This window comes from Micromonospora sp. WMMD1274, assembly GCF_049179035.1.
GTDB lineage: Bacteria > Actinomycetota > Actinomycetes > Mycobacteriales > Micromonosporaceae > Micromonospora > Micromonospora tulbaghiae.
Genome location: NZ_JBMHMG010000001.1, coordinates 3283342 through 3298094, shown reverse-complemented (window position 1 = coordinate 3298094; position 14753 = coordinate 3283342). Strand labels below are relative to the sequence as shown.

Annotated in this window: 10 protein-coding genes; 7 read left to right on the top strand and 3 right to left on the bottom strand. The window is 67.6% G+C overall.

Annotated elements, in window-relative coordinates:
* Nucleotides 1–105: 105 nt before the first annotated feature.
* Both ACN27D_RS15455 and ACN27D_RS15450 read left to right on the top strand, forming a co-directional pair.
* Nucleotides 106–804: a hypothetical protein gene (locus ACN27D_RS15455; RefSeq protein ID WP_358170868.1), complete on the top strand. Its 699-nt coding sequence runs from the start codon at nt 106–108 to the stop codon at nt 802–804.
* Nucleotides 801–1910 (top strand): helix-turn-helix domain-containing protein, encoded by a 1110-nt coding sequence (locus ACN27D_RS15450; protein ID WP_358170866.1) that lies wholly within the window; start codon nt 801–803, stop codon nt 1908–1910. Before ACN27D_RS15455 ends, ACN27D_RS15450 begins: the two co-directional genes overlap by 4 nt.
* On the opposite strand, the gene ACN27D_RS15445 is transcribed toward ACN27D_RS15450, so the two are convergent.
* Nucleotides 1907–2995: an IS630 family transposase gene (locus ACN27D_RS15445; protein WP_358170864.1), complete on the bottom strand. Its 1089-nt coding sequence runs from the start codon at nt 2993–2995 to the stop codon at nt 1907–1909. The two genes, ACN27D_RS15450 and ACN27D_RS15445, sit on opposite strands and share 4 nt — an antisense overlap.
* A gap of 324 nt (nt 2996–3319) precedes the next feature.
* Between ACN27D_RS15445 and ACN27D_RS15440 the strand changes: the two genes are divergently transcribed.
* Both ACN27D_RS15440 and ACN27D_RS15435 read left to right on the top strand, forming a co-directional pair.
* Complete coding sequence (locus ACN27D_RS15440; protein WP_358170862.1) at nt 3320–4048, top strand: TIGR02391 family protein; 729 nt, start codon at nt 3320–3322, stop codon at nt 4046–4048.
* A gap of 153 nt (nt 4049–4201) precedes the next feature.
* Nucleotides 4202–5731: a helix-turn-helix domain-containing protein gene (locus tag ACN27D_RS15435; RefSeq protein ID WP_358170860.1), complete on the top strand. Its 1530-nt coding sequence runs from the start codon at nt 4202–4204 to the stop codon at nt 5729–5731.
* A gap of 600 nt (nt 5732–6331) precedes the next feature.
* On the opposite strand, the gene ACN27D_RS15430 is transcribed toward ACN27D_RS15435, so the two are convergent.
* Nucleotides 6332–6934 (bottom strand): hypothetical protein, encoded by a 603-nt coding sequence (locus tag ACN27D_RS15430; protein ID WP_358170859.1) that lies wholly within the window; start codon nt 6932–6934, stop codon nt 6332–6334.
* 109 nt (nt 6935–7043) lie between these two features.
* On the bottom strand, nt 7044–8957 hold the full coding sequence (locus ACN27D_RS15425; protein ID WP_358170857.1) for a DUF7380 domain-containing protein: 1914 nt from the start codon (nt 8955–8957) through the stop codon (nt 7044–7046).
* Nucleotides 8958–9104: 147 nt separating this feature from the next.
* On the opposite strand from ACN27D_RS15425, the gene ACN27D_RS15420 reads away from it, so the two are divergent.
* From ACN27D_RS15420 to ACN27D_RS15410, 3 genes are all read left to right on the top strand, one after another.
* A complete protein-coding gene (locus ACN27D_RS15420; RefSeq protein ID WP_358170856.1) occupies nt 9105–12974 on the top strand; it encodes a hypothetical protein in 3870 nt (1289 codons plus the stop codon).
* 644 nt (nt 12975–13618) lie between these two features.
* Nucleotides 13619–14140 (top strand): ATP-binding protein, encoded by a 522-nt coding sequence (locus tag ACN27D_RS15415; RefSeq protein WP_358170854.1) that lies wholly within the window; start codon nt 13619–13621, stop codon nt 14138–14140.
* Nucleotides 14137–14484 carry an STAS domain-containing protein gene (locus ACN27D_RS15410; protein ID WP_358170852.1) on the top strand — a complete coding sequence of 116 codons (348 nt, stop codon included), beginning with the start codon at nt 14137–14139 and terminating at the stop codon, nt 14482–14484. The genes ACN27D_RS15415 and ACN27D_RS15410 overlap by 4 nt, the downstream gene beginning before the upstream one ends.
* Nucleotides 14485–14753: the final 269 nt, after the last annotated feature.

Here is a 14753-nt window from a genome sequence, read left to right as displayed (position 1 = left end):
CAGACCGCGCTGGAGTGCAGCTGCGGCGGTCCGAGGGCGGCGAGGAGGACGTACCAGCACTTGACTTCCGCAACATCAACAGCCGCTGCTGCTATGTTTCCGTTCGTGGATCATCTGAGCGAAGCCGTCGCCATCCTCGATGAGGGCGGCGCCCTCACCCCTCTGGCGGACCTGATTCGGCAGGTGTACCGGCGGGCGGCCGACCGGCACGAACCCGAGTTGGGCGACGACGCGATGAGCTTTGGGACCACGGTCTGGCGGAACCTCACGAACCTGGGTGTGGCGCAGTTCGCCGGGCTCCCCGGGGTGGACGCGCGAATTGAGGACAACTCCCTGGAGATCCTCTGCGCGGGCTATATCGTGCGGCTGTACTCCCTGCAGGGCGGCACCGGTGCGAGCGTGGAGTCGATCCGTTGGGAGGGCAGCGAGGCCCGGCTCGGCGGCGCGGTGGAGAACAGCCGGCATGGCCAGCTCGCCCTCGACGACGAAGAGCAGTTCCCCGACACCTTCGCCGGGGTGGTTCCCCGCAGGCGGCACGTGCGCATCGCACACGCGGGCGACATCGACACCGGCGAAGCCGTGGCCTACCTCGGGTTGCCCAGGGACAACCGCGACGGCGGGTCGCCCTGGTTCCAGGTGCAGCTCTGGTTCGGACAGCCGGCGCCGGCCGTCCCGCACGTCGTCAACGACAGGCGAGTGAACGACGCCCTGCGGCTTCCCGGCGAGACGCCGATACCCGAACTCGACGTGCAGGTTCGCCCGCAGCGGCGCGGGGCGCGCGGCTCGCTGTCAGCGTCGGCGTGAGGGCGGCCGGCAGCCGGAGCGAAGCTCCGGCGCTGGCGGTGGCGGCGTTCCAGCCACACGCCCTGACGCTCGCGCGACGGTGGCGCCGGATGCGCAAAAAGGAACTGGCTCAGCAGGTAGGCGTCACCGCAGCCGCGGTGAGCCAGTACGAGCTGGGACAGTCGCGGCCCTCGCCCGCGGTGATGGCCCGCCTCGCACTCGCCCTCGCCACGCCGGTCCAGTTCTTCGCCGCCGGTTTCCCCGCCCCCGCTATGGCAGGCCAGCCCCACTTCCGCAGCCTACGTACCACCACTCAGGCCGAGCGGGACCAGGCCCTCGCCTTCGGGGAGATCGCCTGGCGGGTCGTCGACGTCATGGAACGACACCTTCATCTGCCCGAGCTGCATCTGCCCTCGGTGGACCTACCCGAGGACGCCCACAGCCGCGACCTTGAGGTCGCGGCTCTCGCCGCACGCCGCGCCTGCGGCCTGGGCGAAGAGCCCGTGCCACACATGGTTCGCCTGCTCGAAGCCCGAGGCGTTGTGGTACTCACCCTGCCCGACGTCTCCGACCGGGTCGACGCCTTCTCCCACTGGTACGGGACACGGCCGTTCGTCTTTGTCAACCCGAGCAAGAACGATAAGGCCCGCTCCCGGATGGACGCCGCTCACGAGCTTGCGCACCTGCTGCTACACCACGACGCCGAACCCGGCAGCCAGATTCTCGAGCGGCAGGCCACCGCCTTCGGCTCGGAGTTCCTCGCGCCGAGCAGCCGCCTGCGCGATGAACTACCAGGCCGGCTCGACTTCGAGCGCCTGCAGCAGATGAAAGGGCGGTGGGGCTTGTCGCTCAAGGCGCTCGTCTACCGGGGGCACGCCATGGGCATCTACCGGGACCACACCTATCGGCGGGCGATGACCATGCTCGCCGACTGGGGGTACCCAGAACCTGGTGATCTGGGCCCTCGCGAACAGCCTTCCCTGCTGGGCAAGGCCGCAGATCTGCTAGCCGAGCAACAGTGCAGCGCTGATACCGTCGCGGCCCAGGCGGGGATGTCGATCGACCTGCTGCGCGTCGTGCTGTCGGCAGGCTCGGACAGGGCGGAACGCGTGACCATTCAGGGCTAGTGTCCCGAGTCGTTAATTCGTCTGCAGTACGCGGCGAGGGATTCGAGGATCTCGTCGGCGGTGCGGGTCCATACGAACGGTTTCGGGTCGGCGTTCCAGGCGTCGATCCATGCGCGCACGTCGGCTTCGAGAGCGGCGACGCTGCGATGGGTGGAACGGCGCAGTTTCCGGTTGGTCAGTTCGGCGAACCAGCGTTCCACGATGTTGAGCCATGACGAGTAGGTCGGCGTGAAATGCAGGTGGAACCTCGGATGCTTGACCAGCCACTGCTGGATCTGCGGCGTCTTGTGGGTGCCGTAGTTGTCGAGGATGAGGTGCAGGTCCATATCCGATGGTGTAGCCCGGTCGATCGTGCGCAGGAACCGCAGGAACTCCTGATGCCGGTGTCGGCGCTGGGTCTGCCCGATCACTCGGCCGGTGGCCAGGTCCAACGCGGCGAACAGGCTGGTGGTGCCGTGACGGACGTAGTCGTGGGTCTGGCGACTCGGCGCGGCCGGCATCATCGGCAGCACCGGCGCCGTGCGGTCGAGGGCCTGCATCTGGCTCTTCTCGTCCACCGCCAGGACCATCGCCCCGACCGGCGGGTCGAGGTACAACCCGACGATGTCGCGGACCTTCTCGATGAACCGCGGGTCGGTGGACAGCTTCCAGTCGTCCACCAGGTGCGGCTTGAGCCCGAAAGCCCGCCAGATCCGCGACACCGCGGTCTGGTTCAACCCGACCGCCTTGGCCATCGACCGTGTCGACCAGTGGCTGTCGCCGCGCGGCGGCGCCTGCTCCAACGTGGCCACCACCACCGCCTCGACCACGTCGTCGGTCACCTTGCGCGGCGCGCCCGGGCGAGGCTCGTCCGACAAGCCCTCCAGCCGCCTGGCGATGAACCGCGACCGCCACTTACCCACCATGTCCCGTGACACACCGAGTTGCGCGGCCACCCGCGTGTTCGGCGTCCCGTCCGCACACGCCAACACAATCCGCGCCCGCATCGCCAACGCCTGCGACGACTTCGCCCGTCGCGTCCACCGCAGCAGTGTCTGCCGCTCGTCGTCGGACAGCACCAACGACCCCTGCGCCTTCCCTGGTATAAACAAAGTGTAGGCGAATTAACGACTCAGGACACTAGCGGGGTGCCGGCAGTGCCAAGCCACACCGGGGTGAAGTTCACGCCACTGGGCGACGAGGTGGTTGCACACATCAGCCTTCCTCTGCGTATGGCTGGGCCCATGGAAACCCGGCCGATGACCAACGGCGAGACACCTCACGCCACCGAGACACCTGACGCCTCGGCCGATGGGCGCCACACCAGGCCGCCTGCGGCTTGACGCACTGCAGCGCCGACCTGGATAACCCGACCCGGGAGAGGTGGAACCAAGTTGTCCTCTCCGTCGGTTGGAGATACCTTCGCCGAGGTGCAGATCACCTACACCCCACCGGCGTCGGTGGAAGAGGCGCTGAACCTGCCGGTCGACCGCCTGGCTCTCGTCCTGCTGAAGCACTTCGCCGCGAGCACCGGAGGACTCTTCCAGCGCAACAGCATGATCCAAGGCGCGAAGCAGGCGTACGCGGCGAACCGCGTCAGCGACTACGCCGAGGCGCTGCGCGCCCTCGGCGAGGCGTTCGACTGGCTGCGCACCCATGGACTGCTGGCCGCCGACCCGGAGCAGAGTCCCGCGCACTGCTACATAACCCGACGTGGGCGAGCGGTCATCGAAGCATCTGACGGGATAGCTCTCGTTCGTGCCGAGCAGCGGCTGAACGTGGAGCTGCATCCGCGGATCGCGACCACGGTGCGCACCCAGTTCCTGCTTGGCGAGTACGAATTGGCGGCCTTCGCGACTCTGCGCGAGGTGGAGATCCGCGTGCGGGAACTTGCCGGCGCCACCGACTCCGACATCGGGGTCAAGCTGATGCGGCAGGCCTTCGGCAGTCAAGGGCCGCTGGCGGACCCTGCCCTCGACCCCGGCGAACGCGAGGCGCTGGGCGCCCTGTTCGCCGGGGCCATCGGCGTGTTCAAGAACCCCAGCTCGCACCGACAGGTCGAGTACGCCGATCCCACCGTCGCCTCCGAGGTCGTGCTCTTCGGCGACCTCCTGCTGCGAATGCTCGACCGCACCGCAGTCCGGCTCGGCCGGACCTGACCAGAGCGACGCAGCGCGCCGACACACTCCGGGCAGTTGGCCCCACGGACAGCCACGAGCCCACGCCGCAACAGGTACCGCAGGCACCATCCGGATGAATGACAGGGCACCACCGACACCCGGCGGCGCTCAGCTTCGCGACGAGGAGGGTTCGTGGCAGCGGTGGTGGAGCCAGTGCTGACGGAGGAGAAACTCCGGTCACTGCTGGCCGAGGGCTGCGAGCAGTCCTGCCTGGACTTCAAAACCATGTGCGATCTCAGCCATACATACGACACGGTCGCGCTGGTCAAAGACGTCGCGGCGATGCTCGGCAACGATCAGGGCGGCTACATCATCATCGGGGTCGCCGACGATGGCACCCCAGTGACGGGTCTGACCCGACGACACCTCGAACTGTTCGACGAGTCCCGCCTCCGCGCGAAAATTGGTAAATACATCACCGAACCGCTCGAACTCGGCGTCGCCCGGCACACCATCGACGGGTGCCCGATGGTGCTGCTCTACGTCGCGGCCAGTCCCCGCGGCTTCCACATCTTCACCCGCAACGGCGAGTACGAGATTGACGACCCGCAGGCCAAAGGCGGCAAGCGCAAGGGGTTCGAGTTCCGCCGGGGCGAGGTGTACGTCCGGCGGGGAACCTCGAGCGTGGTGTGGGAACCCGCCGATCGTGAGCGGCTCATCGCAGCCATCGTCGGACGGCAGAAGGAACAGTGGCGTGCCGAGTACCGCGAAGAGATGAGCGCACTGATCAGCGTCCGGCTCGCTGCGCACAACCTGCAACAACTGCCGGCCTCCGCGATGACCTGGCGGCTCGACGCTAGCGCCTTCGACGAACTGGCGCTGGAACTGATGCGCCGCCACGACGACATCCCCCTGCGACGCGCCTTACTGCAAGCCATCACCGACGCGGCCGAGATCTCACCGTCCGATCTAGCGGAGATCGGTACCCTGCTGCATCGAGTGACGAGCATCGCCGCGCTCGCCTTGACCTACGGTCAAGACCCATGGTTCACCGAGGCGGTCACCGCTCTGGTGCGCATCTACGAATCGCCCTCGCTAACGGCCGACCAGCTCAGCGCCCTCCACCGGCGGCTGCTGATCGCCGCCCACGCCTACTCGCTGGGCGGGCAGGCGGTCCGCGCCAAAAATTGGACTGCGGTCCGGACGCTCGCCGACCGGAAGCCCCAGGGGCCCGAGTTCGACTATTACCGCAACTGGCTGCGCCACGCCATCCTCTACGCCTCCCGTGCCAACCTCCTCGACCAGCCCAACGTCGACATCATTGGCCGGGCCCACAACATCATCCGTGAATCCCCCGCTCTGCACACCGACGCGCCGTCAGAGTCCGACCGAGTACTCGACAGCCTCTGCCAATTCGACGCACTGACCGGCATCGTCTTCCTCGCCGACCCCGACGGCTCCGGCAGCCCCAGCTACCACCCGAACTTCGCGCGGTACCGCCACCACCGCACTGAGCAGATCTTCGTCGACCTCGTCGGCGACCCGGTGATGCGTCAACAACTCGTCGGTGGCAACGACAAGCGACTCGCTGACGCGATGGTCGCGATCGACGCGATGGCCCGACGGGCCGGGTTCCGCTACGACGGCTGGGAAGGATTCGCCTACACCAACAACCCAGCCGTTATGGCCTACCTCGCCCAGCACGCCACGAACACGACGTAGGAGTCAGATACAACAGGTCAGGCGCTTGCCCATGCCGCTCCGCTGCGCCCTTGCCCCGTCCGAACTGCTCCCCGGTAGTTTCGGCGGAACTGACGCGTGCCGCTGCGCTCTCCCGCCCGGACGGCCGACCCCCTGGACGCACGAACACCAGGCAACATCCTCATACACTCCATGGTCATCGACGGTGTGCCAGGCGAGGGTCGCCGTGAGTCGTACGTCAAGGTCGCGTTGGAGCACGAGGACGACCGGAACCGCCCGCCATACGTGTAACACAAATGGCGAAGGCGCCGATCCCAACGTTCTTGGCGTCGACCAACTCATCGCTGCCCTGCAACAGGCACGTGCCGCCATCGTCGGCAGCAACGTCGACCCGGCCCGGCTGTACCTGCAGCAGCGACGCCCCGCATCCCCTCGGCGCCAACCGTCAACTGGCAGCGGACGGAGCCCCGTAGGCCCTCAGCGCTGCGTAATCACCAATGACTTCGATGACCGCTGGAGGTGGGTGGGTGACTGTACGAATCCCACGGCGTACGTAGCTATCCACTCACTACGGCGTTCTGGACCGCCGGCTGACGCCATCGAAGACCGCCGCCGGCGCGCCTACGACCTGTCGATTATCTTTTTGAGCCGCTTGATGCTCGTCTCGGACTTGGTCTGACGGGCGTAGGCGAGCACCAGTTCTCTGTCGTAGGCGCCGGCGTTGGTCAGGTCTTCGAGATGGCTTCGCGTCATCCGGGCGGCGATGTCGCCGTGCCAGCCGTTGTAGCCCTCGTACACGATGCCTTCAAGCACCTTGATCGCCTCCGGTCGGAGACCGGAGTCCATGACCTGGCGCGTCACGACGTTGTACGCGCCGCGCAGCTTCGCCCATGCGTCGAACTCGCCGGGAATCCACTCGACCAGGACCACCACGCTCTTCTCCAGGCGCTGGACCTTCTCCATGACCTTGTAGGTCGGACACCAGGCGAGAACTACTCCACCGTCTCGTGGAGAGCCGCTCCGCTCGGTGACGATCTCCAACTTGGCCAGCTCGGGGTGATGGGTGGCCGAGTTCTTTTGGGGTGCGACAACCGTCAGGCGAGCGCGGCGACTTCGCGCCACGGCGAGGCCGAGCCGCTTACCCGGCTCGATCGTGTCCTTGGTCTGGCCCCGCGGCACGTAGATGTAGCGGTGCTGCAGCAGCTTGTCGAGTTGCTCCGACATCGGCCACATTCCTCCTGCCATTCTTCGTCGTGAGGGTAGGTGGGAGGAGCGACATTCTCGGACGCCGAACCGTTGCCATGGCGGTGACGACGCCGAGCTGCAGCTCTAATTAGTTGCGGAGCTCACGGCGGGCCGCCCAGACAGCGGCGACGAGGCGCTGGCGCCACGGGCGGTGACGGGTGCCACCCACAGGCGCGGCGACGGCGGCTCGGACAGCCTCGACATCCCGGGTTACTGCACGGTCGGTGGTGAGCAGGATCAGCACCGCGCCGGCCCGAAGTGCCAAGGCGGCCTCGATGGGGCCGACGTTGCGGGCGAACCCGTGAGCGATGAGGTTGCGGACGTTCGCGCCATCGTTGAGCAGGAAGGTCCGTAGGAAGCGTTCCCAGTCGGGGTCGAAGGTGTTGTCGAGCAGGAACGGCAGGAGGACGCCGAGCCCCGGAAACTGCCCGGCCTTGTCGCCGATGGCGGTGCGGTACATCGGCTCGTTCAGTTGCAGAAGCAGCGCACGCGCGGCGGCCTCCACCTTGGGCACCACGAGGTGGCAGCTGGCGTCGTACTCGCCGATCCAGTACAACTGCAGCGCCGCAGCCAGATCGTGCACCATCCCCGGATCGGCGTTGAACAAGCGGAGAAACTCGGTCAGGTCGTCGTGGGACGGAATCCCGAACCGCTCCCGAATCTGCCACAGGGCTCTGGCGAGGAACCGCCCGTTCATGGCGAGGGCGTGCTGCTCGGCACGGACGAGTTCGCGGTCGAACGCGGCGGCGTCGCCGGTGACGGTGCGGCTGGGCAGGTCGCCGTCCCGGAACAGAACCGTGGTGGCCAGGAAGCGAATGATCGACTGGCCCATGGCCTGTCGGGCGGTGGCCTCGTTCGTCTCCTTGTTCCCGCTTGGCGGGCCGGAATGCAACCAGATCGACAGCGCGCGACGCCAGTCGGTCGTTGCGCTGAAACCGGGCAAGTACAGGTTGAAGAACGCCTTCGGGGTGACGAACGACCACTCGGTGCGTTCCCAGCTCACCGGTGGGGCTACCTGGAGCCGGGCGACGGCGACCCGTTCGAGGTCCGCCACGCCGTAACGCCGCGCCGCCGAGGCCGCGTTGCTGAACTGGGTCCTGATGATCATCGGGTCGGTGGCGGCCTCGGCCTCGGCGATCATCGCCTCGACCTCGTGCCGATTGGCACGTTCGATACGGGCGGACCCGCTCCCGGCGCTCTTGCGCACCAGGATCGCGAACCCCTGAATGATGTGGACCTGGGCGTACGTGGTGAGCGCCCGATCGAGGAGGTCGTCCACGGCGGGATCGGCGACACGAGCCGCCCTGCCCAGCGGCGGGGCGGTCAACGCGCCGAGGACCGTCATTGCCGCGTAGGGATTCTCCTTCTGATCCACTGCGGCTTCGGCGACGGCCGTCATCGCAGCGACGATCTCCGACTCAAGATCGGTGAGGCGGACGAGCCGAGCCATGGTCCACGCCCGCAACAGGCCGTTGGCCTTTTCCTCAGGTGTCAGCGGCGTGCTCGTCGAGTCGAGGTAGGCGCGAACGGCGCGCTCGCCAGCGTCTCGCCGGTTGGGCATGAGGTGCAGCGTGAACACGATGTCCCAGCACCGGGCACGTGCCACCGGGTGCCGGACCTCGCCAGCCAGGCCGAGCCATAGTTGGCGAAGGTCGCCGCTGGCCTCGCGGAGGGCCACCGGGAAGAGGGACGGCCCATTGGCAGGGCCGAGCCGGGCGTCCGGCGGCTCGTCGGGCGAAGCTACCTGGATGAGGTACATGAAGGTCGTGAACAGCGCTTTCGCAGCGGCAGGCTCGATCGGTGGGTCCGCTTGCATCGCGAGACCCTCGACCCGCAGGCCGGCATCATGAGGATCTTCGACGCCATCGCACGCCAGGTCGGCCAGCCGCGCCAACGCGGGAATCACCGTCGGGTCATACCGGTACGACACCGGCCGGCCTGTGTCGTCGGGCTCGTCACTGCTGTCATCCGTAGCCGGTGCGGGATTCCCGTGCCCGCTCATGTGGATCCCTATCCCCCTCGTCGGTGGCCGTTACCCAGTCAAGCAACCGCCGGCTCGAACGCCAACCGACTTTCGGGAGTTCACCGCCGCGCCGGCCGTCGGTAAATGGGTCGGGAAACCGGGCCCGTCCACGAGACGATAGACGCCGTGCTTTCCGAGAGCGGCGGCAACGGCGGCCAGTCCGACCGTGTCGAGGGTATGGGGCCTGACGACTGGGCAGCGATCGACGAGGCGCTGGGCAGGTTCACGGCTGCGTCCGTGATTCCGCTGCTGGGCGCCGCGATCGACGCTCCGTGGTCGCGGCCGTGGCAGCAGCACCTGACGCTGCTGTGGCTGCGGGCTGTTGGCGTGCCACCGGCCGGGAGCCGACCGGCCACAGACCCGGACCTCGCCGTACTGGTGAATGCCGCCGTGGAGGTCGCCCGGTACCCCGTGCTACCGCCGGGCGTGTCGAGTGATCCACGGCAGCCGGTCGGATTCATGATCGCCGGACGTCGGTGCCGGATCCATCCCGGCGACTATCTTTACCCGCTGATGATGCTGCGGCGGCTTGCCACCACGGCACAGGCTGTCGATCCCACGCTGCTCGACGCCGTCGGGTTCACCTTGACCGATGTGATCGAAGTGGTGCTGGCGCACGGCGCCGACATCCTGAAAGGGCTAGCCGAGGCGTGGAGCGCCGTGGCCGACGAGGCGACGGGCGACGACGCCGGCAGTACCGCCGCCCGTGCTGCGGCCGTGTCGACGACCGAGGTCGACGCAGTCCGACAATCCATAGCAAGGCTGGGCGACCCACGCCCCATCACCAACCGGTGCAGCCATCCCGAACGCGCCGCCCGGGCCTTGGACTGGCTCACCCGCGACGCCATGCAGGTAACCGTCGCCGATACACCCGGGCTCCCGATGCTCGGACCCGTTCTCCGGGTGCGTTCGGGCGACGCGGTGTTCCCGGTTCCGGCCAGTCTGACACTGGACGTGTTGAACGCGGCTGCGGACATGCTGCTCCGGCGTCCCGAGATTGGCGGCGCCGACGCCGTCCGTCTCCAGGCGCTGACGTGCGGCCACGCCTTCGCGGTGTTCAACAAGCGGTGGGTCGACCGGTCGGCGCCGTTAGAGATCGACCTCGGCACGCCGCCGATCATCGTCGGCCCACGAACGGTGGCTACGGTCGTCAGCGCCTTGAATCCGGGCATGCTCATCGAGGCGATCGAGCACGCCACTGATCTCCTCGATCGGCGGCAGGTCGAGACCGACATCTGGCACGCCATGGGCGATCAGTCGGCCTTGGTAACCGCTTCTCTGCGCGTTGATCACCTCGTCAAGGTGGTCGTGTACGGGGGCCCGCCGGTCATCAACTTGCACCAGGTACGGGATGTAATCGTGCTTCACATCGAGGAGCTCGTCGAACTCGTTGACGCGGCTGGCGGTGACTGGGCCACCGTCGAATGCTTCCTTCAGGATCTCGGCGAACACGCCGGGCATGACGTTGTCGTCTTCCAGGACATCCTGGACGTGTGGACGGCCTGGCGGGACTGGGGGCGCATCGGTTCTCCCGCCGACCAGGACGACCCCGGCCCGGTTGACGAGACGCGGCCAGGCAAAGACGCGGGTGAGGACGCCGACGAGGAGACAGTGCTGCACGTCGTGGCAGCCGAATACGACGCCACCTGGGTCCAGGCCGCCGGATGGGAGGCGATCGACGCGATTCTGGCTGCCGCAGGCATGCCGGAGCATCGCGACTGGCCGATCGCGATCAGCGACGCCGACGGCACCGCAAACCTGTTCACCACGCCCTACGCGGAGATCGCTCTGGTCAACACCGACCCGGCGTTGGTCATCCTCATCGACGGCTCGGACGCCGCGACACTGAACCTTGACGCGGACATGTACTTCCAGCTCGCCGACGCCGTCCGCTACTGCATCACCCGCCGGAACGACGTCGCGTCACACTTCCGGCTCCACGACACACCCCTCACCATCATGCTCGGCCTCACCGACGACCCGGCCCCCGATCCCAGCCGCGGATACGGCCTGCGGGTCGCCTACGCGGCGGAGCGCGCCATGCTGAGCGTCATCATCGGACCCGACGTCCTCGAACTGCTCCATACAGAGCCGATGACCGGCCACAACGTGCTCGGTGGCGCCCTGCACGAACTCGTCCGTCGCATCCGCGTAGACCGGGACGCAGACCCTAAAACATCGGCGGAGACGTTCCTCGATGCGTGGGAGCAGGTGGGACCGCTGATGACGCTGCACGCTATAGCGAGTGGCCGGCCAGCGGCGGCTCCGGTCGACACCCTGCCGCGGACGCCGGCGATTCGGGCGCGGGCGCTGCGCGCCGTGGCCGATCGCATCCGCCACCGTGTCGCCCCTGGTACCTACAGCGACGCGCGCGCACACACCATCTGCCAGGACACGATTCTGCCCACGATCGAGGAGACGCTCCGTGAACGGATCGCCGCGTGCGACCCGTCCCTGCTGTACAAGCTCGCGGTTCGGCTCAACGCCGCCTGCGCCACGTACCTGCGCCGAAGCCACCAGATCATGCACTCGCTCGCTGGGCCGTGGGCGGCCAACTGGCACGACGCAGCCCGCGACGGCGACCGCTCTGCCACCATGACCTCGCTGCAGGCGCTGTTCGAGGCAGCGCTGGCAGACCCGCCCACCGGGATCCGGACTGTCGACGCGCTCGACCTCGGTGAACTCGCTGCCCTCGCTGAACTGCTCGTCCTCGCCGCTGCCGCCGACTACGGGTACGAACGGGACCTGCACGGTCTCCAGGTCGACATCAACGACGACGGCGTCTTCGTCGTACAGGGCGTGCCTGTGATCGCCGACCAACGAGACATCAGCAGCGATCCGCCCCTGGACCTCGACCTCGCGGCATACCACCGCGCCCAGCTCGACCACCTCATCGCGGTAGCCGCCAAAGACCCGTGGACGATCGATGACCTCGCCCACCAGGCCAGCCAGGAGGGCACCCGGCTTCCCCACGCCGTCCAACAGCGCGACCGCGTCCCCTTCGAGCGGCTGGCCACGTTCGCCGAGCCATCCCTGCTCAAGGCCGATGCGTTGCTCGCCTGCGGATGGGGCACCGGGCTCGACGGCCTCGCGGCCGTGCTCGGCACCGCCGCCGACTGGCCAACCGACGGGGACGGTATCGCCACTGTCAACCCGGGCGACCTCATCCGTGAGGCCGCCGACTGGTCCGCCCTCCCCGACGTCCAGATCCGAGCTGCCCTCCAACTACTCCAGATCGACCCTGTCGAACTCCAGCAAGGTGGTGCCCGGCGGTTCCTCAACGTCGAGCAGCGATCCCATCGCCTGCTGGCACGGCCACTGCCGATGATCGACGGCCGGATCCTGGTTATTCCGTGGCTGATCCATACCGCCCTTGAACTCCACAACAGCTACCTCGCAGCGGCCCGGCTGCCGCATCCGGCCAACGTGCTGCCTCCGGGTGTCTCCGACGCGATGATCAAGCACCGCAAGGGCCGCAACGACGAGTTGGAAACGACGGTCCGCGACATCGCGGTGGACCTCGGCCTGCCGCATCGATTCCAGTTTAATCAAGGCGAACAGGCCAACCTTGGCATCCGAAACCCCATTGGTGAGATCGACGTGCTGATCGCCGATCCCGTCAACTCGCGACTGTGGATCTGCGAAGTCAAGGACCTCGCGACGCCCCAAAGCGTCGCGGCAATGCGACACCATATCCGCCAGTTCACCTATGGAAAGCGGTTTGTGCGCAAGCTCCTTGAGAAAGCGGAACAAATTCAGCGGCACGTTCACGCCGTCGCACTCGCCTGCGGTGTTACCGAAGTACATCCTTGGCGGGTAGTGCCATTGATCGTGACCCGTCACGTTGAGCCCGCGGCCTACGTCCAGAATCCGAAGGTCGCGTTTACTGTGCCGTATCAACTATCTGAGGTCCTCCAAAATCCGATCGACCCGGTAGAAGGCCCTGCGCCCGCATATCCTCCTCGTGGCCAACGGGGTCCTTCGCGCGCGGAATAAGCGAAGCCCTGACCAGTGCTGCCTCTGGTCAGGACTCGCTCATGCGCCAGCAGAGAGGTCTCATTCCCCGACGGCATCCGCCGAACCACGCTCATGCACCCTGTGCCAGAGGAACGTTGAAGGCTGCCATGCCGACAGCCCTCGACATCCACGCTGGCGGGTCTGCCTCGTTTCACCTGCTCGCGGCAACGACGATCAGTGCGAGGCAGCCGATGAGGAGTGTGATTCCGCCGAACATGGCATAGGGCCACCACTGGCCGGTTCGCGGCAGTGCAGCCTCGGCCGGGGGGTGCGGCAGGTGCCAGCCCGGCGGTGGGGTCGCAGGGAGGCTGCCGGCGGGCGGTGGCCCTTCGGGCGGGGTGGATCGAGGGGGCGAGGCCATGGCCTTCTCCGGGCGTCGGGTTGGGGTCGTGGGTGCCCGGGCGGACTCCGGGATCCGAGGGGGCGCGGAGAGTTCCGCCCGGGCCGGGCAGACCGCGCACCCCGGCCTCCCATCATCTGGCGCTGCGCCGGGTGCCGCCGTTACATGGCGCGGCCCGCCGCTGTTGAGCCGGGTATCGAGGTGGGGGGTGCCCGTCGGTGAGACGTGTATTTGCTGTTGAGCAAGGGTCGCGGATCCGTCGTCACTGGGTAACCTGCCTCGCATGAGCGGCCACCGCCAGCTCCCTGGGTGGGATGTCGGCGCGCGGGGGCCCGTCACCGTCGACCTGGCGCTGATGTCGCAGGATTTCACCGCCGCCACGGTCACCGAGGTGCGGCATGCGCTGGAGGCGCTGGTGTCCGCGGTGGGGATGCCGCAGGACGCCGGCTACGACTTCGTACTCGCCGTGCACGAGTTGGTCGCCAACGCGGTGCGCCACGGCGGCGGACATGGGCACGTCGAGCTGCGCCAGCGGAATGACGTGTTGGTCTGCGAGGTCAGTGACCACGGCGCCGCCGCCGGCAGCATGCCGGTGCGGTTACCGGCGGCAGATGTGGCCGGGGGGCGAGGGCTGTGGCTGGCCGAAGAGTTGACCGGGGGGTTGACGTTGCACCGTCGGCCCGACGGCATGACCGCCTCAGTGACCGCTCGCCTCTCGCCCGCAGGCAGGACGATCCCCCGGGCGGCAGGCGCTGAGGCGTTCGAGGCTTACTTCACGGAGCGAGCGGAGGACGGCGAGCGATGATGCCCACCCCCACATGGCAGCACACGGTGCGCGTTGAAAACGATCGCCGTGTCGTTACGCTGTCTGGGGAGATCGATATGAACGCCGCCGCCGGACTGCTGGACCTCCTTAAGGGGACAATCGACACTGCCGACCTGGTCGAGGTCGACATCCAGGCTGTGGAGTTCATCGACTCGACCGTCATCAGCGCCCTGATCACCGCCCGGAACACGGCCAGGGCATCCGGCCGCCGAATCGTTCTGGTCAACCCCGCCGGCCGCGTCCGCCGCACTCTTCAGATCACCGGCGTACTGGACACTCTGTCTGCTGAGGACGGCCTCGGCAATCTCGGCGCTGGCCAATGAGGCGGTCTACGCGGCGATCAAGCACCTACCCCCCGAGCACCACCGCGCCGAAGCGGTGCCGACCATCCGCGCGGCTCTTGAGAGGCGGTATCGGGTGCGGTGAATTGGCAACGGAGCGACGGGCTAATCCGTCGCTGCCGCGGTCCCGGGTTAGCTCGTCGCCCCATCACGACGTCCTGAGCGGACGGCAGGAAGCCCGGCTGTGCCAAGCTAATCCTCCCTCGGGGCGATAGGTGGAAGCGGCGGGCACGGCACGCAAAAGCCGCTCC